This is a genomic window from Pseudomonas sp. RA_15y_Pfl2_54 (assembly GCF_963971015.1).
GTDB lineage: Bacteria > Pseudomonadota > Gammaproteobacteria > Pseudomonadales > Pseudomonadaceae > Aquipseudomonas > Aquipseudomonas baetica_A.
On the sequence record NZ_CAXAPN010000001.1, the window covers coordinates 126810 to 149327 of the forward strand.

Annotated in this window: 20 protein-coding genes; 7 read left to right on the forward strand and 13 right to left on the reverse strand. The window is 60.7% G+C overall.

The window, feature by feature from the left end:
* The 3 genes from ybeY to miaB form a co-directional block, all read right to left on the reverse strand.
* Complete coding sequence (gene ybeY, locus AACY50_RS00675) at positions 1-495, reverse strand: rRNA maturation RNase YbeY (RefSeq protein WP_339431359.1); 495 nt, start codon at positions 493-495, stop codon at positions 1-3.
* Entirely contained in the window at positions 488-1486 is a 999-nt protein-coding gene (locus AACY50_RS00680; RefSeq protein WP_339431360.1) for a PhoH family protein, read from the reverse strand. The genes ybeY and AACY50_RS00680 overlap by 8 nt, the downstream gene beginning before the upstream one ends.
* 205 nt (positions 1487-1691) lie before the next feature.
* Positions 1692-3020 (reverse strand): tRNA (N6-isopentenyl adenosine(37)-C2)-methylthiotransferase MiaB, encoded by a 1329-nt coding sequence (miaB, locus tag AACY50_RS00685; protein WP_339431361.1) that lies wholly within the window; start codon positions 3018-3020, stop codon positions 1692-1694.
* Between the two features lie 133 nt (positions 3021-3153).
* Between miaB and AACY50_RS00690 the strand changes: the two genes are divergently transcribed.
* Positions 3154-3483, forward strand: coding sequence for a DUF1820 family protein (locus tag AACY50_RS00690; protein ID WP_003185742.1), 330 nt, complete (start codon positions 3154-3156; stop codon positions 3481-3483).
* Positions 3484-3621: 138 nt separating this feature from the next.
* Here the strand turns inward: AACY50_RS00690 and AACY50_RS00695 are convergent, their stop codons facing one another.
* From AACY50_RS00695 to AACY50_RS00710, 4 genes are all read right to left on the reverse strand, one after another.
* On the reverse strand, positions 3622-4176 hold the full coding sequence (locus AACY50_RS00695; protein WP_042561233.1) for a tetratricopeptide repeat protein: 555 nt from the start codon (positions 4174-4176) through the stop codon (positions 3622-3624).
* 224 nt (positions 4177-4400) lie between these two features.
* Complete coding sequence (gene hemL / locus AACY50_RS00700) at positions 4401-5684, reverse strand: glutamate-1-semialdehyde 2,1-aminomutase (protein ID WP_339538036.1); 1284 nt, start codon at positions 5682-5684, stop codon at positions 4401-4403.
* Positions 5685-5701: 17 nt separating this feature from the next.
* Complete coding sequence (gene thiE, locus AACY50_RS00705) at positions 5702-6325, reverse strand: thiamine phosphate synthase (RefSeq protein ID WP_339538037.1); 624 nt, start codon at positions 6323-6325, stop codon at positions 5702-5704.
* Between the two features lie 18 nt (positions 6326-6343).
* Positions 6344-7141 (reverse strand): hydroxymethylpyrimidine/phosphomethylpyrimidine kinase, encoded by a 798-nt coding sequence (locus tag AACY50_RS00710; RefSeq protein ID WP_339431364.1) that lies wholly within the window; start codon positions 7139-7141, stop codon positions 6344-6346.
* 305 nt (positions 7142-7446) lie between these two features.
* Between AACY50_RS00710 and AACY50_RS00715 the strand changes: the two genes are divergently transcribed.
* From AACY50_RS00715 to AACY50_RS00730, 4 genes are all read left to right on the forward strand, one after another.
* Positions 7447-9801, forward strand: a complete 2355-nt coding sequence (locus AACY50_RS00715; protein WP_339431365.1) for a 7TM diverse intracellular signaling domain-containing protein — start codon at positions 7447-7449, stop codon at positions 9799-9801.
* Between the two features lie 98 nt (positions 9802-9899).
* Entirely contained in the window at positions 9900-11549 is a 1650-nt protein-coding gene (locus AACY50_RS00720; protein ID WP_339431366.1) for an acyl-CoA dehydrogenase family protein, read from the forward strand.
* A 93-nt stretch (positions 11550-11642) separates the two neighbouring features.
* Positions 11643-13142 (forward strand): AMP nucleosidase, encoded by a 1500-nt coding sequence (amn, locus tag AACY50_RS00725; RefSeq protein WP_339431367.1) that lies wholly within the window; start codon positions 11643-11645, stop codon positions 13140-13142.
* Positions 13143-13283: 141 nt separating this feature from the next.
* Positions 13284-13850 (forward strand): pseudouridine synthase, encoded by a 567-nt coding sequence (locus AACY50_RS00730; RefSeq protein WP_221730278.1) that lies wholly within the window; start codon positions 13284-13286, stop codon positions 13848-13850.
* Here the strand turns inward: AACY50_RS00730 and AACY50_RS00735 are convergent.
* Together AACY50_RS00735 and AACY50_RS00740 are read right to left on the reverse strand one after the other, a co-directional pair.
* Positions 13845-14054 carry a DUF2788 domain-containing protein gene (locus tag AACY50_RS00735; RefSeq protein WP_003185724.1) on the reverse strand — a complete coding sequence of 70 codons (210 nt, stop codon included), beginning with the start codon at positions 14052-14054 and terminating at the stop codon, positions 13845-13847. The genes AACY50_RS00730 and AACY50_RS00735 overlap by 6 nt on opposite strands.
* Before the next feature lie 190 nt (positions 14055-14244).
* Positions 14245-14724, reverse strand: coding sequence for an Lrp/AsnC family transcriptional regulator (locus AACY50_RS00740; RefSeq protein ID WP_007909658.1), 480 nt, complete (start codon positions 14722-14724; stop codon positions 14245-14247).
* A 449-nt stretch (positions 14725-15173) separates the two neighbouring features.
* Between AACY50_RS00740 and AACY50_RS00745 the strand changes: the two genes are divergently transcribed.
* Positions 15174-16178, forward strand: coding sequence for a DUF6515 family protein (locus AACY50_RS00745; RefSeq protein WP_339538038.1), 1005 nt, complete (start codon positions 15174-15176; stop codon positions 16176-16178).
* Here the strand turns inward: AACY50_RS00745 and AACY50_RS00750 are convergent.
* Together AACY50_RS00750 and AACY50_RS00755 are read right to left on the reverse strand one after the other, a co-directional pair.
* Complete coding sequence (locus tag AACY50_RS00750; protein ID WP_339464717.1) at positions 16172-17080, reverse strand: cation diffusion facilitator family transporter; 909 nt, start codon at positions 17078-17080, stop codon at positions 16172-16174. The genes AACY50_RS00745 and AACY50_RS00750 overlap by 7 nt on opposite strands.
* Before the next feature lie 14 nt (positions 17081-17094).
* The gene (locus AACY50_RS00755) at positions 17095-17529 is read right to left on the reverse strand and encodes a polyribonucleotide nucleotidyltransferase (RefSeq protein WP_339538039.1); all 435 of its coding nucleotides are present in this window, start codon (positions 17527-17529) and stop codon (positions 17095-17097) included.
* A gap of 109 nt (positions 17530-17638) precedes the next feature.
* Between AACY50_RS00755 and hrpB the strand changes: the two genes are divergently transcribed.
* Complete coding sequence (hrpB, locus tag AACY50_RS00760) at positions 17639-20158, forward strand: ATP-dependent helicase HrpB (RefSeq protein ID WP_339538040.1); 2520 nt, start codon at positions 17639-17641, stop codon at positions 20156-20158.
* A 96-nt stretch (positions 20159-20254) separates the two neighbouring features.
* On the opposite strand, the gene AACY50_RS00765 is transcribed toward hrpB, so the two are convergent.
* Complete coding sequence (locus AACY50_RS00765) at positions 20255-21151, reverse strand: EamA family transporter (RefSeq protein WP_339431372.1); 897 nt, start codon at positions 21149-21151, stop codon at positions 20255-20257.
* Positions 21152-21164: 13 nt separating this feature from the next.
* The gene (locus tag AACY50_RS00770) at positions 21165-22442 is read right to left on the reverse strand and encodes an MFS transporter (protein ID WP_339431373.1); all 1278 of its coding nucleotides are present in this window, start codon (positions 22440-22442) and stop codon (positions 21165-21167) included.
* Positions 22443-22518: the final 76 nt, after the last annotated feature.

Here is a 22518-nt window from a genome sequence, read left to right on the forward strand (position 1 = left end):
TTACTCTGAATCCTTTGTTGTAACGATAGGGGATGTTTCGGGTTCGTCGTCCGCGTACGGATCGGGGTAGCCCAGTTCAGCAAGCAACTCGCGTTCCAGTGCTTCCATTTCTTCGGCTTCCTCGTCATCTATATGGTCGTAACCGAGCAGATGCAAGCAGCCGTGAATGACCAGATGTGCCCAGTGGGCCTTAAGTTCCTTGCCCTGTTCAGCAGCTTCGCGCTCGACCACGGCCACGCAGATCACCAGATCGCCGAGCAGCGGGATGTCGAGAAACTCGTCGGGCACTTCCGCGGGGAACGACAGGACGTTGGTCGCGTAGTCCTTGTGGCGCCAGGTGTGATTGAGCTCGCGGCCTTCTTCCTCGTCGACCAGGCGAATGGTCATTTCCGAGTCGGCGGTGCGCTGGCGCAGGGCCAGTTCGCACCATTGGCGGAACGCAGCTTCACTCGGGGCGTTCGCGTCGGTCGCGATTTGCAGGTCTAGCTCAAGCATCGCGCGAAGTTTCCTTGGGGGCATCGGCGCGGCTTTCGAAGCGCTCGTAGGCTTCGACGATCCGCTGCACCAATGGGTGGCGCACGACGTCCTTGGGCTGGAAGTGCGTGAAACTGATGCCCGGCACGTCCTTGAGAACTTCGATCACATGGTGCAGCCCGGATTTGGTGCCGCGCGGCAAGTCGACCTGGGTGATGTCACCGGTGATCACTGCTGTGGAGCCAAAGCCGATACGGGTCAGGAACATCTTCATCTGCTCGACGGTGGTGTTCTGGCTTTCGTCAAGAATGATGAAGCTGTTGTTCAGCGTACGGCCGCGCATGTAGGCCAGCGGCGCGACTTCGATCACCTGACGCTCGATCAGCTTGGCCACGTATTCGAAACCGAGCATTTCGTAGAGCGCGTCGTAGAGCGGGCGCAGGTATGGGTCGATTTTCTGGGCCAGGTCGCCGGGCAGGAAACCGAGTTTTTCACCCGCTTCGACCGCTGGACGCACCAGCAGGATGCGACGGATCTGCTCGCGTTCCAGAGCATCGACAGCGCAGGCCACGGCCAGATAGGTCTTGCCGGTACCGGCCGGGCCGATGCCGAAGTTGATGTCGTTGCCGAGGATTTCCTTCACATAGCGCAGTTGATTCAAGCCGCGTGGGCGAATCATGCCTTTTTTGGTGCGCAGGGCGACGGAGGCTTCGGCGGGGGCGTGGTTGTCCAGCTCTACAACGGCCGATTCCTGGAGGAACAGGTGCACCATGTCTGGCGACAACTCGGTACCTTTGGTCTCCCGGTACAGGCGGCGCAGCAGGTTTTCCGCAGAAGTGGTGTGCTTGGGGTCGCCGATCAGCTCGAACTGGTTTCCGCGGTTGCGGATCTCGATGGTCAGGCGCTGTTCGATCAAGCGCAGATGCTCGTCGAATTGCCCGCACAGATTGGCGAAGCGGCGAGCCTCAAAGGGCTCGAGGATAAAACGATGTGGTTCGATGGGTGCGTTCAAGGTCGTATTTAGCCGCCCTGGGGCAATTAGGATGAAATCAAGGATAACGCCAGTGGCGTGGGTGCGAAAGCTCTTAAATATCGCAAGGTCAATCACAGGCCTTGTGGAAGCGGGCTTGCTCGCGAAAGCGGTGTGTCAGCAACGTTGATAGTGGCTGAAGCGACGTCTTCGCGAGCAAACCCGCTCCCACAAGGGACATGTGTTGCTACTGGATCAGCGAGCCGCGCAGCGAGTGCGGTTGCGCCGCGTCGATGTGCACGTCGGCGAACTGACCGATCAGCGTTGGATTGTCGCAGCGGAAGTTGACGATACGATTATTCTCGGTGCGCCCTTGCAACTCGCCCGGGTCTTTTTTCGAATAGTCGGTTACCAGAATCCGCTGGATCGAACCGACCATTTGTCGGCTGATTTCGAAACCTTGCTGATTCAAACGATGTTGCAGCGCGTCCAGGCGTTCTTTCTTCAGCTCTTGCGGGGTGTCATCCGCCAGATCGGCAGCCGGGGTGCCCGGGCGCTGGCTGTAGACGAACGAGTAGGAAAAGTCGAAGCCAACGTCGGCAATCAGCTTCATGGTCTGTTCGAAATCTTTCTCGGTCTCGCCGGGGAAGCCGACGATGAAGTCCGAACTGATGCAGATCCCCGGCACGGCAGCGCGCAGTTTGCGCAGCTTCGATTTGTACTCCAGCGCCGTATGGTTACGCTTCATTGCCGCCAGAATCCGGTCCGAGCCCGACTGCACGGGCAAGTGCAGGTGCTTCACCAGTTCCGGCACATCGGCGTGGGCCTGGATCAGGCTGTCGGAAAACTCCAGTGGATGCGAGGTGGTGTAGCGAATGCGGTCGATGCCGTCGACGGCCGCGACTACGCGGATCAGTTCGGCGAGATCGGCCAGGCGCCCGTCGTGGGTGGTGCCGCGATAGCCGTTGACGTTCTGGCCCAGCAGGGTCACTTCACGCACGCCGTTTTCGGCCAGGTGGATGATCTCGGCGATCACGTCATCGAACGGGCGGCTGACTTCTTCGCCGCGGGTATAAGGCACCACGCAGAACGTGCAGTACTTGCTGCAGCCTTCCATCACCGACACATAAGCGCTCGGGCCATCGATGCGCGGCTCGGGCAAGTGGTCGAATTTTTCGATTTCCGGGAACGAGACGTCCACTTGCGGCAGCTTGCTGCTGCGCGCCGCGTCGATCATTTCCGGCAGGCGGTGCAGGGTCTGTGGGCCGAACACCACGTCGACGTACGGCGCGCGATCGCGGATCGCCGCGCCTTCCTGGCTGGCCACGCAACCGCCGACGGCGATTACCATGTCCGGGTTGGCCAGTTTCAATTCGCGCCAGCGGCCGAGTTGCGAATACACCCGATCCTGGGCGCGCTCGCGGATCGAGCAGGTGTTGAGCAGAATCACGTCGGCGTCTTCCGCGCGAGCGGTGACTTCCAGGGCCTGATGTTCACCCAGCAGATCGACCATGCGCGAGCTGTCGTACTCGTTCATCTGGCAACCGTGGGTTTCGATGTAAAGCTTCTTGGCCATGGATTTTGATCGTCACGTGATTCAAAGAACCGCGCATTATAGGGAACAAGCCCTCAGGTTCCTACCGCTGTGCGTCCGGTGGCTATGCTATAGTTTGCGCCCTCATTTTTATCCCCGATGTTATCCGCCCGCCATGACCAAACGCGAAGCTCCAATCTACAAGGTGATTTTCCTCAATCAGGGCCAGGTATTCGAAATGTACGCCAAGCAGATCTATCAAAGTGATCTGTGGGGTTTCCTGGAAGTGGAAGAGTTCGTCTTTGGCGAGCGCACGCAAGTGGTCGTCGACCCGAGCGAAGAAAAGCTCAAGGCACAGTTTGAAGGCGTTGTGCGCAGCTTTGTGCCGATGCATTCGATCGTGCGCATCGACGAAGTCGAACGCCTCGGCACCCCGAAAATCAGCGAAGCCCGCGGTGCGGTCGGCAATGTAATGCCGTTTCCGATGCCGATGCCTGAGAAGTAAGGCTCAGGACCGAGTCGCCTCATTCGCGAGCAAGTCGAATCGTCGCACCGTCGCTCCCACAATTGATCTTCAGTGTTCAGAAGATCCCATGTGGGAGCGGGCTTGCTCGCGAAGAGGCCAGAAAAATCCGTACAGAATTCAGGGAAGGGGCGAAAACGGCGTACGCCCATCGGCGCTTTGCAGTTCCATCAGGTATTTACGGAAAATTTGCCCGAGCACCTGAGTGGCGGTTTCGAGATCTTCGCGGGACATTTTTTCGGAGACTTCGTCGGCTGTATCGAGCGCCTCTTCGGCGCCGTTGACCGCGGCCATCTTCAGTACGATGTACGCCTGAATGTTGTTGGCCTGCACGCCTTCACCGTGGAAGAACATGGTGCCGAGCTTGAATTGCGCCTGAGCGTGGCCTTGCAATGAGGCCTTTTCGAAATAGCTCAGGGCTTGATTGAGGTCGCGCGGCGCATTCTTGCCGTCGTAGTAGAACTCGCCCAACTCGTATTGCGCTTGCGCATCCCCTTCATCCGCCGCTTTCTGGCAGGCAGCCAATGCCTGCGTGACGTCTTGCGGCTGAGTATTGAGGGTGCAACGACCCATCGCCGGGATCAACAACGAGTTGCCGCCTGCTTGTGCATGCGCGAGCAGGGGCTGAAGGAGCAACAGGCAGCCCAAGGCAAGGGTGCGGCCGGTGCGGTTCATGGGAATCGACTTACCTCTGAAGGGCACGCGGACCCATCGAGGGATCCAATAAGCGCGCATTATGAAATAAGCAGGGCCAACCTTACAAAGTCTTTACTCGTTTTTCTGCTGCGCGGGGAATATATCGCCCACTTTCAGGAAGATTTTTGGCAGAGGCGTGGAAAAAGCGTGGGGATGTAGGTGAAGGCTGACGCTGGCAATGGCCAACGTCAGCGGTACGGCAATTACTTCAACGCAGCGAAGGCGCGTTCGGCAGCGTCCAGCGTCAGTTTTAACTCGGCTTCGCCATGGGCGATCGACGTGAAGCCGGCTTCGAATGCGCTCGGCGCCAGATACACGCCGCCCTCCAGCATCAGGTGGAAGAAGCGACCGAACAGTGCAGCGTCGCTAGCCATCACGTCTTCAAAGGTGACGATGGCGTCGGCGCCGCTGAAGTACAGGCCGAACATGCCGCCCGCCTGGGTGGTCACGAATGGAATGCCAGCGGCATCGGCGCGTTGTTGCAGACCGTCGAGCAGACGCGTGGTGTAGTCGGTCAGCTCGGCGTGGAAACCCGGACGGCTGATCAGGCGCAGGGTGGTCAAGCCAGCGGCCATGGCCAGAGGATTGCCCGACAAGGTGCCGGCCTGATACACCGGGCCCAGTGGCGCGATGCGCTCCATGATTTCACGTTTGCCACCGAAGCAGCCGACCGGCATGCCGCCGCCAATGATCTTGCCGAACGTGGTCAGGTCGGGATTGACGCCGTAGTACGCCTGAGCACCGCCGAGGGCGACGCGGAAACCGGTCATCACTTCGTCGAAAATCAGCACCACGCCATGTTTGTCGCACAGCGAGCGCAAGCCTTCGAGGAACCCCGGTGCTGGCGGCACGCAGTTCATGTTGCCGGCCACGGGCTCGACGATGATGCAGGCCACTTCCTGGCCGACTTCAGCGAGCATCTTTGCAACGGCGTCAATGTCGTTGAAGGGCAGGGTCAGGGTGTGTTTGGCGAACGCCGCCGGCACACCGGCCGAACTTGGCACGCCTTGGGTCAGTGCGCCGGAACCGGCCTTGACCAGCAGGCTGTCGGAGTGACCGTGGTAGCAGCCTTCGAACTTGATGATGCTGTCACGACCGGTGTAACCGCGAGCCAGGCGGATGGCGCTCATGGTCGCTTCGGTGCCGGAACTGACCATGCGCACCATGTCCATCGACGGCACCAGCGAGCAGACCAGGTCGGCCATCTCGGTTTCCATCGCGGTTGGCGCACCGTAGGACAGGCCGTGTTGCAGTTGATTGCGCACGGCGTCGAGCACGTCTGGATGGCTGTGGCCAAGGATCATCGGGCCCCACGAACCGACGTAATCGACATAACGCTTGTCGTCTTCGTCGGTAACGTAGGCGCCTTCGGCGTGCTTGAAGAACAGCGGTGTGCCGCCCACGCTCTTGAACGCACGAACTGGCGAGTTGACGCCACCGGGAATGTGTTTCTGGGCGTTGGCAAACAGGGTTTCGGAACGAGACATGATCGGGCTCTCAATCTTCAGGATTTGAACAGTTCGTTGAACGCGCGAGCGCGGCGGGTCACTTCGGCGGTGCTTTCAGCGCCGAACAGGCCGTGGACGACGGCCAGCAGGTCGACACCATGGGCCACCAGCGGCGCGGCGTTGTCGAGGGTGATGCCGCCGATCACGCAGATCGGCAGATGCAGTTGGCGACGGGCGTCATCGAGCAGATCGAGGCTACAAGTCGGTGCGCCGGGTTTGGTGTTGGAGTTGAAGAAGCGGCCGAAGGCGACGTAGCTCGCGCCTTCTTTGGCGGCTTGTTCGGCCAGTTCGATCTGCGCGTGGCAGGTCGAGCCGATGATCGCTTTCGAGCCGAGCAGAGCGCGGGTCGGTGACAGTGGGCCGTCGGTCTGGCCCAAGTGCACGCCAACGTTGAGGCGCGCAGCCAGTTCGGCGTCATCGTTGATGATCAACTGCGTTTTGTAGCGCTCACACAGATCGCGCAGCGCTTCGGCTTCGCGCAGGCGGCGGGCCTCGTCGCTGCTTTTGTCGCGGTATTGCAGCAGGGTGACGCCGCCTTCGAGCGCCGCCTCCACGTAGGACAGAAACTTCCCGGCCAGCAATTGGCTGTCGGTAATGGCATACAGGCCACGTAGTTTCATCAGGCAGACCTCACGACGTTACGAGCAGAAATCCAGCGGCAGACGACGCGGCACGAACTGGCCTTTGCCCAGTTGTTCGGCGTCGCGCAGGGTGCGCCAGGTGTAATCCAGTGCACTGCGCACAGCGCTGGCGAGGTTTTCGCCCTGAGCCAGGCGACCGGCCAGAGCGCTGGCGAGGGTGCAACCGGAACCGTGATAGCTACCCGGCAGACGCTGGCAATAAAAGGTTTCACGCAGGCCGTCGCGGCTGTACAGGCGATTGTGGATTTCAGTTTCGTCGCCGTGGCCGCCGGTGATCAGCAGGTTTTTGACGAACGGCAAGAGTTTTTCAGCGCACTCGTCGGCAGTGCCTTCGGGCAGTTCAGCGAGGATTCGGGCTTCGGGAAGGTTGGGGGTGGCAATGATCGACAGCGGCAGCAGACGTTCGCGCATCGCATAGCCGACCTCGTCCTTGCCCAGACGTCCGCCGCCGCCGGCGCGCAGCACCGGGTCGCAGACCACAGGCAAGTGCGGATGCGCTGAAAGCAGTTCGACGACGGTGTCGACCATTTCCAGCGAACCGAGCATGCCCAGTTTGACCGCAGCGACGTCGGAGTCGTTGAGCACGGCATTGGCCTGGGCCAACACCCACTCGCGGTCGAGGACGCGGAAGTCAGTGACGTTGACGGTGTCTTGCACGGTCAGGGCGGTGACGGCCGGAGCCGCATGGCAACCCTGCGCGAGCAGGGCTTCGATATCTGCCTGCAAGCCGGCGCCACCACTGGGGTCGTGGCCGGAGAGACAGAGGACAACGGGGCGTGAGCTGTAGATATTCATGGTGCGCGAGCTTACCACCAAACCTGATTTTCCGGTTCAGTGCCGTTGTGTCCTGCCGATAGCCCGGGCATAGAACCCCGACCGTATTGTCACAACTTGACCGGCTCAACAGCTCTAGCTCGCTGCTTTGCTCTGAAACGCCCGTTCTAGAGCCTTTGTGGGAAAAATTTCGATGGTGCTCAATGGCCATCAACGGCTATGCTAGGCTGGATCCAAACCAATAACAGGTAATACCGGTTTTACGTCTACTCAAAGGGAATGGGGGGGCTTCCTGACACAACCGGACGAGCCACGCTGGGGCTTCAATGCGCTATTTGCTGATGTTGCTGTTCTGCTTGCCCCTCATGGCGAGCGCCGTCGAATTCGACGAGTTTACCCAGAGCCTCCCTCTGGGCCGGTCACTGCAAGTGTTCGAAGATCCGGGCGGTCAGGCGAGCATTGCCGATGTCCGCGCGCAGGCTGCTGCCGGCCATTTCAAACCCAACGACAAAGCCACGCTCAATGCCGGGTACTCGCGTTCGGCGTTCTGGCTGAAAATCGACCTGCATTACCGTCCTAATAATCCGACCGCACAACGCACCTGGTTGCTGGAACTGGCTTATCCGCCACTCGACCATCTCGACCTGTATCTGCCCGATGCCAAGGGCGACTACCGCCTGGTGCGTCAGACCGGCGATGCGCTGCCGTTTGCCAGCCGCGAGATTCGTCAGAACAGTTATCTGTTTGACCTCGCCTTCAAACCCGATCAGCAACAAACCGTGTTCCTGCGCCTGGCCAGTGAAGGCTCGATCCAGGCACCCGTGACATTATGGTCGAGCACCGCGTACCTTGAAGACCAGCCAGTGCGCCTGTATGTGCTGGGCGTCATTTATGGTGTGTTGCTGGGGATGCTGGTCTACAACCTGTTCATCTACCTCAGTGTGCGCGACACCAGTTACCTCTATTACATCTTCTACATTGCCTCGTTCGGTCTTTATCAACTGTCGGTGAACGGCGCCGCCGTCGAGTATTTCTGGCCGAACAATCCGTGGTGGGCCAACGCTTCCACCCCCTTCTTTATCGGTTGCGCCGGCCTGTTCGGCAGCCAGTTCGCCCGCAGCTTCTTGCAGACCAAAAACCACAGTCGTTGGCTTGATCGCCTGCTGATCGCCCTGATCGCGTTCGGTGCATTGGTGGTCGGGTTGTCGCTGATGACCAGTTACGCCCTGGCCCTGCGGCTGGCGACGACCCTGGCGTTGACCTTTACCGTGGTGATTTTCGCGGCGGGGATTCTCGCCTGGTGGCGCGGCTTGCGCGTGGCGCGGTACTTCATCATTGCCTGGTCGGCGTTCCTGCTGGGCGGCGTCATCAATACGCTGATGGTGCTGGGCTTGCTGCCGAACGTATTCCTGACCATGTACGCCAGCCAGATCGGCTCGGCCATCGAAGTGGCGCTGTTGTCGCTGGCACTGGCGGATCGCATCAACGCCATGCGCGAGCAGCAGGCGCAAACGCTGTACGACGCCGGTCAGAAACTTGAAGTGCTCAACCAGCAACTGGCCCACAGCAACAAGCTCAAGGATGAATTCCTTGCGACCCTGACCCATGAACTGCGCACGCCGATGAACGGTGTGATCGGCTCGCTGGAACTGATGCAGACCGTCGACCTTGACCCCGAGCTTGAGCAATACCAGCAGACCGCCGCCGGTTCTGCCCGGGACATGATGCGCATGGTCAACGGCATCCTTACCCTCACCGAATTGCAGGCCGGCAAGCTCAAGGCCACCCCTGGCAGTTTCAGCCTGCGCGGTGTGGTTGAAGCATTGCGTGTGCAGTTCGACGGTAATGCCGCGAGCAAGTCGCTGGACTTCAAGGTCGATGTTCTGCCGACTCTGCCGGACCGCCTGCACGGTGACAGCGCGAAACTGGCCCAATGCCTGGAATGCCTGCTGGACAACGCCCTCAAGTTCACCCGCGTTGGCGGGCTGGCGCTGCGCGTGACCGGCAAGCCGTCGACGGACAATCGTCTGGCGTTGTCGTTTGCGGTGATCGACACCGGCATCGGCTTCACCGATCTGGGCGAGGCGACGCTGTATCAGCGTTTCTTCCAGCTCGACGGTTCGATGACCCGCGAATATGGAGGATTGGGCGTGGGTCTGGCGATCTGTCGGCAATTGGTCGAATTGCTCGGCGGCACGCTCACCCACCGTTCTGAACCCGGAAGTGGCAGTCGCTTCCAGTTGGATGTCGAGTTCGAGTTGCCGGTGGTCGAGCCTGCCCTTGCCCCCACGCCTTTGCGCGATTGCATCCGCGCACCGCAGGACTGCACGGTGATGTTGGTGGATGACAACAGCGTCAATCAACTGGTGATGCGCGGCATGTTGCTCAAACTCGGTTTTCGCGTGCGTACCGCCGACAACGTTGCAGTGGCGCTGGACTTGTTGCAGCGTGAAAGCTTCGACGCGGTGCTGATCGATTGCCAACTGCCCAGCCACGAAGGTGTTTCGCTATGCTGCCAGATTCACGCTTTGCCGGGCTGTGCCCATCTGCCGGTATTCATGTTGGCGTTGAGCGCTGATCGAGAGCCTTGTGCCACGGACGCGTCGATTGATTACCTCAACAAACCGGTGAAATTCGAAGATCTGCAGTCGGCGCTGGAGCGATGGGTATTGTGCTGCTGACAGGGTAAAAGCGCCGCCAGTTCGGCGGCTATGACACTTTGTTCGACGATGGGCCGGTGCTTAACTGGTGTCTCTGGCTGATCCCAAGGAGCCCCGTCATGAACCTGCATCAGTTCGCCGAAACCCACGAAGTCACCAATCAGCCACCGTCGCTGGACGGCACCAACCTCTACCGCATCGACCTGCCATTGCAGGAGTGGTCGCGGCGGTTCGGTGCCGGTTGGGCCGAGTCGCGGATCGATGCCTACGGTGAACTGGCCGGCGGCCCGTTGATGGAAGCCGGGTTCCTCGCCAATCAGAACAAACCGGTGTTCGCCAGCCATGACCGCTACGGTCATCGCATCGATCTGGTGGAATTCCATCCCGCTTATCACGAACTGATGCGTACCGCGATCGAGCATGGCCTGACTTCGTCGCCGTGGACTCATCCACAGGACGGTGCCCATGTCGCCCGCGCCTCGATGAGTTATCTGCACAGCCAGGCCGAGGCCGGCAGCGGGTGCCCGTTGACCATGACCTTCGCCAGTGTGCCGGCCCTGCGCTTGCAACCCAACCTGGCCGAGCAATGGCTGCCGAAAGTCCTTGCCACCCAATACGATCCGCGCAATGTCGGCATGGCGCACAAGGCCGGTGTCACCCTCGGCATGGCCATGACTGAAAAACAGGGCGGCACCGATGTGCGGGCCAACACCACCAAGGCTTATCCGGTCGGCGCCAGTGGGCCGGGGCAGGCGTATGAACTGGTCGGGCACAAGTGGTTCTGCTCGGCGCCGATGTGTGATGCGTTTCTCACGCTGGCGCAGACCGACAAGGGCTTGAGCTGTTTCCTGCTGCCACGCCATCGCCCGGACGACACGCGCAATCAGTTCTATATCCAGCGCCTGAAAAACAAACTCGGCAATCAGTCCAATGCCTCCAGCGAAGTGGAATTTCGCGGCGCGTTGGCGTGGATGGTCGGCGAAGAAGGGCGTGGTGTGCCGACCATCATCGAAATGGTGGCGATGACGCGCTTTGATTGCATGGTCGGCTCCAGCGCCTTGATGCGTCAGGCCCTGACTCAGGCCAGCCATCACTGCGCGCACCGTAAGGTCAGCGGCAAACTGCTCAGCGAGCAACCGTTGATGCAGAACGTGCTGGCCGATCTGGCCCTTGAAAGTGAAGCCGCATTGGCCTTGAGCCTGCGCATGGGCCGTGCGCTGGATCATCTGGACGATCGCCACGAAGCGCAATTCGCCCGGCTGGTGACGGCGGTGGGCAAATACTGGATCTGCAAACGCGCCCCGGCAATGATCAACGAGGCGGCCGAGTGCATGGGCGGCGCGGGGTATGTCGAAGACAGCATCCTGCCGCGCCTGTACCGCGAGGCGCCGGTCAACTCGACGTGGGAAGGCTCGGGCAACGTGCAGTGCCTCGACGTGCTGCGCGCCTTGTCGAAAGAGCCGGGCGTGCTGGATGTGTTGTTCCATGAATTGGGTGACGGCCATGGTGACAAACGCCTGGCTGCGCATATTCAGCAGTTGCAGGCGCAGTTCAAGGACACCGGCGATATTCAGTATCGGGCGCGGCAGTTGACCGAGGACATTGCGCTGGGGCTTCAGGCCAAGCTGTTGCTGGAGGCGGGGAATGCGGCGGTGAGCGATGCGTTTATTGCCAGTCGGTTGGGTGGCAATGGCAGGGTCTACGGCGCGCTACCGCGGGGCCTTGATGTCGAAGCCATTGTCGCCCGCTCGACCCCGCAAGGTTTCTGAGACACTACAAATCCCACAGGGGATCTTCTTTGTTTGAAAGATTGAGGTACAGCCACAACGCCACTGTTCCCGTCGCGCCACGATGCAGGCAAGATGAAGCTCTGCAAGTCAGAACACAGGAAGCTGATCGTGACCGAAGCGTTTATTGTTGTTCAAACCGCTGAACAAGCCGTGGATCGTCTGGCCCAGCTGCATGAGCGGGCCACTACTGCGCTGAATTCGGCGCTCAAGCGTTACCTCAAGGATCGCGTCGAGCCCGACGCCGAGCAGCGTGCTCTTTTTCGTTATCCCGAACTGCGTCTGACCTACCACTGCCATGGCGAAGTCCCGCAGACCACCCGCGCTTACGCCAAAGTACAGCTGCCGGGCACCTACAGCGTGACCGTCACCCACCCGGCGGCGTTTCGCAAATACCTGCTCGAACAACTGACGCCGTTGATGCACGATTTCACCGTGACCGTGGAAGTCGGCGTCAGTCAGCAAAATATTCCGTATCCGTACGTGGTCGAACAGGGCGATGAACTCGCCGGTTCCGGCGTGACGGCGGCAGTGCTGGCGCGGGTGTTCCCCAGTACCGACCTGTCGGCCGCCACCGATGGCATCGCCGACGGTCTCTACGATTGGGAAAACACCGACCCCCTGCCGCTGGCGTTGTTTGATGCGGCGCGCGTCGACTTTTCGCTGCGTCGTTTGGTGCACTACACCGGCAGCGACTGGCGCCATGTGCAGCCGTGGATTCTGCTGACCAACTATCACCGCTACGTCGACCAGTTCATCGTCCATGGTCTGGAGCAGTTGCGCAGCGATCCGCGTTTCGTGCGCATGGTGCTGCCGGGCAACGTGATCATCGACAAGAGCATGGATCACGGCGAAGCGTCGGCGATTGCCGCGGGTGTGGTCTGGCACCGTTATCAGATGCCGGCCTATCACCTGATCGCCAGTGATGGTCATGGTGTGACGCTGGTGAATATCGGCGTCGGTCCGTCCAATGCCAAGAACATCACTGACCACTTGGCCGTGTTGCGTCCGCATTGCTGGCTGATGATCGGTCACTGCGGAGGGCTGCGTCAGTCGCAAACCATCGGCGACTACGTGTTGGCCCACGCTTACATGCGTCGCGACGGGATTCTCGACCGGGTGGTGCCGCCGAACATTCCGATCCCGGCGCTGGCCGAAGTACAGCTCGCGCTTCAGCAAGCGGCAGCCAATATCACCGGTGAGAAAGGTGAAGAGCTGAAAAAGCGCCTGCGCACCGGCACCGTGCTGACTTACGACGACCGTAACTGGGAGTTGCGCTGGGCGCAGGAGCGTCCGTTGATCAATCTGTCCCGCGCCGTGGCGGTGGACATGGAAAGCGGCACCATCGCAGCGCAGGGTTATCGCCTGCGGGTGCCGTACGGCACGTTGTTGTGCGTGTCGGACAAACCGCTGCACAGCGAGATCAAACTGCCGGGCTCGGCCAATGCGTTCTACGAGCGTGCGGTCAGCCAGCACTTGAAAATCGGCATCGAAGCGGTGGATCTGCTGCGCACCGAACTCAACTCGCTGCACTCGCGCAAACTGCGCAGCTTCGACGAACCGCCGTTCCGTTAACGGTTTGTCGTGGTCATTTGGCGGTCAGGGCACTAGCATTAGCAGCCCTGACCGTTAGATGTTCTTTTCGCCATGTCCCGTCCCCCGCGTCCACCTTCCCGCCGCCTTGGCGCGAAGCCTCAGTCTTCCTCCCCGCGCCGTATTGCCAAGGCGCCGCCGGCCGAGCCGAAGTTGATCCTGTTCAACAAACCCTTCGATGTGCTGACGCAGTTCAGCGATGAAGGAGGGCGGGCGACACTCAAGGATTTCATCGATGTGCCTGGCATCTATCCGGCCGGGCGCCTGGATCGTGACAGCGAAGGCTTGCTGCTGCTGACCAATGACGGCCAGTTGCAGGCGCGGATCGCCGACCCCAAGCACAAACTGGCCAAGACCTATTGGGTGCAAGTCGAGGGTGAGCCAAGTGCTGAGCAATTGCAGCGCCTGCGCGATGGGGTCGAACTCAACGACGGCCCGACCTTGCCTGCCGAGGCGCGGCAACTGGACGAACCCGCGTTGTGGCCACGCAACCCGCCCGTACGCTTTCGCAAAAGCGTGCCCACGAGTTGGCTGGAGTTGGTGATTCGTGAAGGGCGCAACCGTCAGGTTCGGCGCATGACCGCGGCGGTAGGACTGCCGACGTTGCGACTGGTGCGGGTCAGAATTGGCGACTGGACGATCGAGGGGCTCGATCAAGGCCAGTGGAAGGAAGTGCCGGCGCGGTTATAGAGCGCCGGATTCGATCAGGCCAATTACTACGCTCTTGATGACGAACGCGGCCACGCCCAGGCCGAGCACGAAGAACAGAATGAACGAGCCGAAACGTCCGGCCTTGGACTTCTTCGCCAGATCCCAGACGATGAAACCCATGAAAATGATCAGGATGCTGACGAGGCCCGTCATCATCCATTCTTCGAATACGGCTGGATCCATTGGGTATCTCCGGCGTGGGCGCGGCTGAAAGGGCTTGGCGATTATACGCCGAGGGTGGCTGAAGCCGCATTGACCTGCGTCGGTGTGCCGCAGTCGTTGATGACCTGTTCCGGCCTCTTCGCGAGCAAGCCCGCTCTCACAGGGGAATGCACTCCAGAATGTGGGCGCGGGCTTGCTCGCGAAGGCGATCTCAACTACGCAAATGAGTCAGCGGCAGTTCAGTGCTATTGAGCACCTGGTTCAGCACAAAGCTGGAGCGCACACTGGTCACCCCTTCAATCCGCGTCAGGTGCCCCAGCAGCAGTTTCTGATAGTGATCCATGTCCGGCACCACCACCTTCAACTGATAGTCGGCATCCACGCCCGTCACCAGACTGCACTCCAGCACCTGCGGCAATGTGCGAATCGCCGCTTCGAAGTTCTCGAAACGCTCCGGCGTGTGCCGGTCCATGCCGATCAGTACATACGCGGTCAGACTCAGGCCGAGCATCTTGCGATCCAACAGGGCGACCTGACGTGAGATATAGCCGTCGTCTTCCAGTTGTTTGACCCGGCGCGAGCAGGGCGACGGTGACAAACCGATACGTTCGGCCAGTTCCTGGTTGGAGATGCGGGCGTCGCGCTGCAGTTCCGCCAAAATGCTCAGGTCGTAACGGTCGAGTTTGCTCATGAATCAGGCCTTTGTCATAACTATTGCGGTGGATTATCTATCCAGGGTTAAAAATTGCGCAAGTGATGTTTATTTGAGCAATATTCGCAATCCTCTGTCGCCGGCTCAGGCCTATTCTTATCACCAGAATCACTGCTCGGTAACACAGTCCACAGCGGCCCGCCTATCAGGCCCGCCGCGGCCGCCACCCCCACCGGGGTTGTGCCGGCCCCCGAGCTGCACACTGTCCAGAAGACGGCGTGAGGTGAGCCGACGTCAAAAGCGTCGAGCCAGGACGAAGTTCTCTAGAAGGGAGGCCGACGGGTCTCCCTTTTTTCTTGCCTGCGATTTTTTGCCTTCGCCCACACGCGACTCAATAAATAAGTTTCGTGACTGATAACCTGTTGCAGAACCCGGTGTGTACATTCCCGGTCTTAGTTACACGCCCTGAACCCGCAGTGAGGAATAGCATGAAGTCGCGCATCTGGCGTCTGGCCGGTGTTGGTTTGCTGTGTGTGAGTGTCAGTGCGCAAGTGCTGGCCGATGACCCGGAAAGCCGCGCCCCCAATGGTGGTGGCCGCGGGCCGGATCATCAGGGCAATAATCGGGGGCATGGCGGCAACAATCAGCCGCGTGCGCAGAACAACGAGATCATTCGTGGCGACAACAGTCGCCAGTTCGAACACAACGGCCAGCCGCACGACGAGGGTCAGTGGCAGACACACAATCGTGCGCAAAATCAGCCGAATCCGGTTCATCAGCCTTCACCACCGCCAGGCAACAGTCTGCCGATCCAGCCACGTCCCGACACCGTGCGCCAGACTCAGGAGCCGCGCCAGGGCTACTACCGCGACGAGCGTCCGCAAAACGGCTACAACAACCCGCATTGGCAGACCGGCAACCGGCCCAACGACAATCGCTGGCCGGGGCGTCCGCAAGGGCATGGCAATGGTTGGGGCCCAGGCCCGCAGTACCGGCCGGGGCATGTGATCGACCGCTTCCCGGATCGCGACTATCGCGTGCCGTATCGAGGCCAGGATTACTTTTATTCCGGCGGCTACTGGTATCGCCCGCAGGGCCCACGCTACATCGTCGTGCAACCGCCGCGCGGGATCCGCATCCAGTATTTGCCGGATTACGCCCGTGAAGTATGGATCGGCGGCGCGCTGCTGTTCCTCGCCGCCGGTTCTTACTACGCCTATCAGGAAGCGACGCAGGATTACGTGGTGGTCGAGCCGCCGGTTCAGCCGCCGCAGCCACAATCGCAAGGTTATGACGTCGAGGCGTATCCGGCCAACGGTCAGTCGCCGGAACAGGTCCAGCAGGATGGCTATCAGTGCTATCAGTACGCGGTGCAGCAAAGCGGTTTCGATCCGCGCACCGCGACTTATCAACCGGCGCCCGAGGTGGTGCAGGCTTACCGTCAGGCGCAGGGCAACTGCCTGAGCAGTCGCGGTTACCAGGTGTCTTACTGAATCCGGGTTTGCACCCGTTCAGTCTTGACCACCTCCTGCGGGTCGGCGTGCACCAGCACTTCGGCCCTTGGGTAGGCTTTGTGAATCGCATCCGCCGCTTGATCGCTGATGCTGTGAGCGACTGACAGGGTCAATTCCCCCGGCAATTCCAGGTGCAACTGCACGAACCAGTGGTGGCCGGAAATCCGCGTGCGCAAGTCATGCGCGCCCAACACCCCCGGCACGCTGCAGGCCAGGTCGAGCATGTGCTGGCTGACATCTGTCGGCAGTTCTTCGTCCATCAACACCGAAAAACTTTCCCGTCCGATCTGGATCGCGCTCCACAAGATGTAAGCCGCAATCCCGAGGCCAAACCACGCGTCGAGTTGAGAAAATCCCAAACCGGCCAGCACCAGCGCAAGCAGGATGCTGCCGTTGAGCAATAGATCTGAGCGGTAATGCAACGAGTCGGCGCGCACGGCGTTGGAGCCGGTCTGCTTGATCACCCGATGCTGCAAAATCAGCAAGGCGACCGTCAGCACCAGGGAGAAAATGATCACGCCAATGCTGATCCACGGCGCCCCAAGCGGTTCCGGCTGCTTGATGCGTTCATAGGCTTGAAAGGCAATCAATACCGCACTGCCACCGATGAACAATGCCTGCGCCATGCCGGCCAGTGATTCGGCCTTGCCGTGGCCGTAACGGTGGTCGTCATCCGCCGGGCGTAATGCGTAATGCACCGCCAGCAAATTAATCAACGAAGCAATGCCATCGAGTGCCGAGTCGGTGAGGCCAGCGAGCATGCTCACCGAGCCGCTCAGCCACCAGGCGATGGCTTTGGCGATGATCAGCGTACAAGCCACCGCCACCGAGGCGCGGGTCGCCAGCCGCAGCAGGCGGGCGTGTTCGGGACTGGATGTCATGGTGCAGTTATTCCTTATGCGGCAGGTTGCAGGCCAAACATCGCCAGTTGTTGCGTGCTGCCTCTGTGCTGGATCAGGCGTGGGTCATCCAGAGCCTTGTTTATTTCTACGGCAGCCCGACCCAACTCGCTTTGGAGAATAGCCTGCAGCTTGTGGTTATCGACCTGACCGTCCGGGCCGATGGCTTGCTTGAGCTTGGCCGGGTCGATCTGCGCGGTGTGGCCCGGTTCGAAATAGATCGCCCCGGTGGCGAAGTCGACGGCAAACGCGATCAGCCCGGGAATGACGTAGAACAGCAGGCCCACGGCGTCGAGCACGGCAATCGCCGGATCGATCTTGCCGTCGATCTGGCCGCGACGATCGGGGTAGAAAATCGAACCGCACGCGGTGATTTGAGTGAGCAGGGTGGCGACCAGTACACCGCCGATCAGGCGAAAAGGTAAACGCATGGGATATCTCCTGAGTCATTTGTAAACGAAGCGTCGTCGAGTGAAGTTAAGACCCTGACAAACGCCCGGCAGTTCGCCGTTATACTCGCGCCTCTGTTTGGGAGCCAGCATGATTTCTTTGCCGATCGACGAAGTTTTACCCGCATTGCGTGACGCGTTGGCGACACGCCACGAAGCGGTGCTCGAAGCGCCGCCCGGCGCCGGTAAAACCACCCGCGTGCCGTTGGCCTTGCTCAACGAAGCGTGGCTGAGCGGGCAAACCATTCTGATGCTTGAGCCGCGCCGCTTGGCCGCGCGCGCCGCTGCTGAGCGATTGGCCAGCGAACTGGGCGAGAAGGTCGGTGAAACCGTCGGTTATCGCATTCGCCTCGACAGCAAGGTCGGCCCCAACACACGCATTGAAGTGGTCACTGAAGGCATTCTCACTCGCCGCTTGCAGGACGACCCTGCGCTGGAAGGCGTGGGTCTGCTGATTTTCGATGAATTCCACGAGCGCAGCCTCGACGCCGATCTGGCGCTGGCCCTGAGTTTGAACGGTCGTGAGCTGTTTCGAGCTGAACAGCCGCTGAAAATTTTGCTGATGTCGGCCACGCTGGAAGGCGAGCGTCTGGCCGGGTTGCTCGACGACGCACCGATCCTGCGCAGTGAAGGGCGCATGTATCCAGTGACGATGCGCTGGGGGCGGCCGTTTCAGCCCGGCGAATACATCGATCAGCGCGTGACGCAGACCGTGCTCGAAGCCCTTAACGATGAAACCGGCAGCCTGTTGGTGTTCCTCCCGGGGCAGGCGGAAATTCGCCGTGTGCATCAACAATTGAGCGATGCCATTGGCGAGCGCCAAGACGTCTTGCTCTGCCCGCTGCACGGCGAACTTGACCTCAATGCCCAACGCGCCGCCATCGATCCGGCGCCGGCCGGGCAGCGCAAAGTGGTGCTGGCGACCAACATCGCCGAGACCAGTCTGACCATCAACGGCGTGCGCGTGGTGATCGACGCCGGGTTGGCGCGGGTGCCGCGTTTCGATCCGGGCAGCGGCATGACGCGGCTCGACACTCAGCGCATCTCCAAGGCCAGCGCCACGCAGCGTGCGGGTCGGGCGGGACGCTTGGAGTCGGGTGTTTGTTATCGGTTGTGGTCGCAGGATCAGCACGAACAACTGGCGGCTTACGGCAGCGCGGAAATTCTCTCAGCGGATCTGGCCAGCCTGGCGCTGCAACTGGGGCGCTGGGGCGTTACGCCGGGCGAACTGGTCTGGCTCGACGTGCCACCGGCGGCGGCTTATGCACAGGCGCAGGATCTGCTGCAGCGACTCGGCGCTTTGGAAGGGCAGGCTCTGACTTCGCACGGTCAGGCCATGGCCGAGTTGCCGGCGCATCCGCGTATCGGCCATTTGTTGCTGCGCGGGCAAGCGTTGGGCTTGGCAAACATGGCCTGCGATGTCGCCGCGTTGCTTGGCGAGCGCGATATCTTGCGCGGTGCCGGGGCGGATCTGCACAGCCGCCTGGTGCTGCTGTCCGGCGAAGAACGTGCGGCTCGTGGCGCGCAGGGCGGTGTGCAACGTGCACGGCAACTGGCGCGGCAGTATCGCGGTTATTTGCGGGGCAAGGCGAGCGAGCCGGTCAGCGACCCTGATCACCCACGCTGGCTTGGCGCACTGCTGGCCTTGGCCTACCCGGATCGCGTCGCCCAGCAACGACGTGCCGGTGGCGCCGAATACCGCTTGGCCAACGGTCGCGCCGCGCTGTTCGCCGAAGCGGACAGCCTGATGAAAGAGCCGTGGATTGTGATTGCCGACCTCGGCAGCCGTCAGGGTCAGCGCGAGGAACGGATTTATCTGGCAGCGGATTTCGATCCGGCGCTGTTCGACTCAGTGCTCGCCGAACAAGTGCGCAACGTCGATCAACTCGACTGGGACGAGCGCGAAGGCGTGCTGCGCGCCGAGCGTCAGCGCAAGGTCGGCGAGTTGATCCTCAGCCGCGAACCGCTAACCGGTCTCGATGAAGCCGCCCGCAGTCAGGCGCTGGTCAATCTGGTGCGACGCAAGGGGCTGGAACTGCTGCCGTGGACACCGGAGCTGCGCCAGTGGCAGGCCCGTGTTGCGTTGTTACGGCAACTTGATCTGAACACTCAGGACGAAAGCCAATGGCCGGATGTCAGCGACGCGACGCTGTTGAAAACTCTTGAAGACTGGCTGATGCCGTATCTGGGCAAGGTCTCGCGGCTCAGTCATTTTGCCAACCTCGATCTGTCCAGCATCGTCCGCAATCTACTGCCATGGCCGCTGCCGCAACGGCTGGATGAGCTGGCACCGCACCATTTGAGCGTGCCGTCGGGGTCGTCGATTCGTCTGGACTACAGCGAGATTCCGCCGATTCTGGCGGTGCGTTTGCAGGAGCTGTTTGGCCTCGCCGAGACGCCAAGGATTGCCGGCGGGCGGCAGGTGGTCAAGTTGCACCTGCTGTCCCCGGCACGACGACCGGTGCAGGTGACGCAGGATCTGGCCAACTTCTGGCGCAGCACGTATGCCGAGGTCAAGAAGGATTTGAAAGGTCGGTATCCCAAGCATTATTGGCCAGATGATCCGTTGGTGGCTGAAGCCACGGCACGGGCGAAGCCCCGGGGGACCTGATCCGGGGCTGTGCCAATGCAAGGCGCCGATTCAGGGGCTAACAGCGGCCCTTGACGAATTCACGTCTCCCCGGCCCCATACTTACTCCCTGGCGATTCATATTGAAGTGCGCGCAGGGCGCGCAAGCATCGCATTGAAAATACGCTGCCCATAGAGGCCAACGGCCAGGCCGACCACGATCAGCATCACCGTCAGCACCTTGCTCGCTGGCACGCTCTCGTGGAAGATCAGCACCGAACCGAGCATGCCGAAAATCGGCACCAGCAACGACAGTGGCGCGACGGTCGAAACCGGGTAGGTTTTGAGCAGCGAGTTCCAGATCCAGTAGGCGAACAGTGTGTTCGGGTAGACCTGAAACAGGATCGACAGCACGGCGGTCGTATCGACCTGATTGACGAACGAGGTGAAGCCGGCGCTGCCGTTCACCGTGTAGTCGAGAGCGAACAACGGGATCGGTGCAAAGGCGCTGGACCAGACCAGAAACCCGAAGACTTCCAGGGTGCTGGCCTTCTTGTTGATGATGTTGGCGACACTCCATGACACCGCGCCCACCAGCACCAGCAGCACGCCGGGCAGACTGACCGAGCCATCGCTGATCATGATGATGCACAACAATCCGCCAAGTGCGATCAGCATGCCCAGTACCTGAAATCGGGTCAGCGCTTCCTTGAACACCCAGCCGCCCAACAGAATCGTGAAAAACGCGCTCAATTGCAGCACCAGCGAAGCGATGCCCGCCGAAAGCCCGGCCTTGATACCCAGGTTGACGATGCCCCACAAGCCGATGCCGAACACCAGTCCGTAACCGATGATGTAGCGCCATGGCACATTCGGTTTGCGGATGAAAAAGATCGCCGGTAATGCACAAAGGCTGAAGCGGATACCCGCCAGAATAAAAGGATCTACGGTCGCCAATCCCAGCTTGATGACCGAGAAGTTGACCCCCCAGATTGCGGTGATCAGTACAGCCAATACGACGTGCAGTGGTTTCATTACAGGTACGCCTTCAGGTAGTCAGACAATTACGGGAGGTCAGCTCCAGAGATAACCAGTACAACAGCGCTATCCCACTGAAGGCCGCGCCCAGCAGGCAAACCGCGCCCCAGCCAAAATGGGCGTAAGTGTAGGTGGCCGTAATAGCGCCGATGCCGCTGCCCACGGAGTAGAAGCACATGTAGGCCCCCACCAGTCGGCTTTGCGCGTCGGGCCGCGCGGCGAAGATCAGGCTTTGGTTGGTCACATGCACCGCTTGCACGGCAAAGTCGAGCAGTACCACACCTACGACCATCGCCAGCAATGAGCTTTCAACAAACGCGGTGGGCAGCCAGGACAGGGTCAATAGCACCAGCGCAATCCCTGTCGTGCGATTGCCCAGGCCCTGATCGGCCATTCGCCCGGCCCTTGCGGCGGCCAGCGCGCCCGCTACCCCGGCCAGACCGAACAAGCCTGTCTGGGTGTGCGACAGTGACAGTGGTGGTGCGCTTAGCGGCAATACCATGGCGGTCCACAGCACGCTGAATGCAGCGAATATCAGCAGGGCAAAGGTGCCCCTGACGCGTAGCGTCCGTTCGGTGAGATACAACTGGAACACTGAGCGCAACAACTGCACGTAACTGTCTTTGGCCGGTGGCGTGTTCGATGTCGGCAGCGTGCGGTACAGCACCAGCGCCATGCCGATCATCAAGGCTGCCGAGACGAAGTAGACGCCTCTCCATCCGGCCAGATCGGCCACCGCGCCAGACACAAAGCGCGCCAGCAGAATGCCCAACACTACGCCACTGGTCACCGTGCCAATCGCTTCACCACGTTGCTCGGGGCTGGCGAGTGTGGCCACGTAGGCGACCACCACCTGCACGACCACTGCCATCAGGCCGACCAGCACCATTGCGCCGAGTAACATGCCCCAACTCTGCGCCAGCCCAACCGCACACAACGACACGGCCGACAGCAGCATCTGCGTCAGAATCAGCCGCTTGCGATTGAGCAGATCGCCCAACGGGACGATGAACAACAGGCCCACTGCATAACCGGCCTGAGTCGCCGTGACCACTACACCAATAGTGTCGGGCGACACTGACAGGCTGGCGCCCATCGACTCCAGCAGCGGTTGTGCGAAGTAGACATTGGCCACGGCCATGGCGCAGGTAATCGCGAAGAGAAACGTCTGTTGACGACTTAAACCACGGGCAGTTGTGCGTCCATCAGGGGCTGGAGCAGTAACGGCGTCGGCTGTCTTTTCGGCGTTGACGTCGCTTTTCGAGGGCCTTAGGAGGTTCAACGTCATCATTCCATCCTTGGGAATAACAGGTTTCAAAACAAAACCGATGCGTTGATTTTTATCGAAACGGGTTTTAATCTGC

Excerpts from the sequence above, each read along its gene's own strand:
- ybeY (WP_339431359.1), bottom strand. The coding sequence starts at position 495 with ATGCTTGAGCTAGACCTGCAAATCGCGACCGACGCGAACGCCCCGAGT.
- miaB (WP_339431361.1), bottom strand. The coding sequence starts at position 3,020 with ATGGCCAAGAAGCTTTACATCGAAACCCACGGTTGCCAGATGAACGAG.
- AACY50_RS00690 (WP_003185742.1), top strand. The coding sequence starts at position 3,154 with ATGACCAAACGCGAAGCTCCAATCTACAAGGTGATTTTCCTCAATCAG.
- AACY50_RS00695 (WP_042561233.1), bottom strand. The coding sequence starts at position 4,176 with ATGAACCGCACCGGCCGCACCCTTGCCTTGGGCTGCCTGTTGCTCCTT.
- hemL (WP_339538036.1), bottom strand. The coding sequence starts at position 5,684 with ATGTCTCGTTCCGAAACCCTGTTTGCCAACGCCCAGAAACACATTCCC.
- thiE (WP_339538037.1), bottom strand. The coding sequence starts at position 6,325 with ATGAAACTACGTGGCCTGTATGCCATTACCGACAGCCAATTGCTGGCC.
- AACY50_RS00710 (WP_339431364.1), bottom strand. The coding sequence starts at position 7,141 with ATGAATATCTACAGCTCACGCCCCGTTGTCCTCTGTCTCTCCGGCCAC.
- AACY50_RS00715 (WP_339431365.1), top strand. The coding sequence starts at position 7,447 with ATGCGCTATTTGCTGATGTTGCTGTTCTGCTTGCCCCTCATGGCGAGC.
- AACY50_RS00720 (WP_339431366.1), top strand. The coding sequence starts at position 9,900 with ATGAACCTGCATCAGTTCGCCGAAACCCACGAAGTCACCAATCAGCCA.
- amn (WP_339431367.1), top strand. The coding sequence starts at position 11,643 with ATGAAGCTCTGCAAGTCAGAACACAGGAAGCTGATCGTGACCGAAGCG.
- AACY50_RS00735 (WP_003185724.1), bottom strand. The coding sequence starts at position 14,054 with ATGGATCCAGCCGTATTCGAAGAATGGATGATGACGGGCCTCGTCAGC.
- AACY50_RS00740 (WP_007909658.1), bottom strand. The coding sequence starts at position 14,724 with ATGAGCAAACTCGACCGTTACGACCTGAGCATTTTGGCGGAACTGCAG.
- AACY50_RS00745 (WP_339538038.1), top strand. The coding sequence starts at position 15,174 with ATGAAGTCGCGCATCTGGCGTCTGGCCGGTGTTGGTTTGCTGTGTGTG.
- AACY50_RS00750 (WP_339464717.1), bottom strand. The coding sequence starts at position 17,080 with ATGACATCCAGTCCCGAACACGCCCGCCTGCTGCGGCTGGCGACCCGC.
- AACY50_RS00755 (WP_339538039.1), bottom strand. The coding sequence starts at position 17,529 with ATGCGTTTACCTTTTCGCCTGATCGGCGGTGTACTGGTCGCCACCCTG.
- hrpB (WP_339538040.1), top strand. The coding sequence starts at position 17,639 with ATGATTTCTTTGCCGATCGACGAAGTTTTACCCGCATTGCGTGACGCG.
- AACY50_RS00765 (WP_339431372.1), bottom strand. The coding sequence starts at position 21,151 with ATGAAACCACTGCACGTCGTATTGGCTGTACTGATCACCGCAATCTGG.
- AACY50_RS00770 (WP_339431373.1), bottom strand. The coding sequence starts at position 22,442 with ATGACGTTGAACCTCCTAAGGCCCTCGAAAAGCGACGTCAACGCCGAA.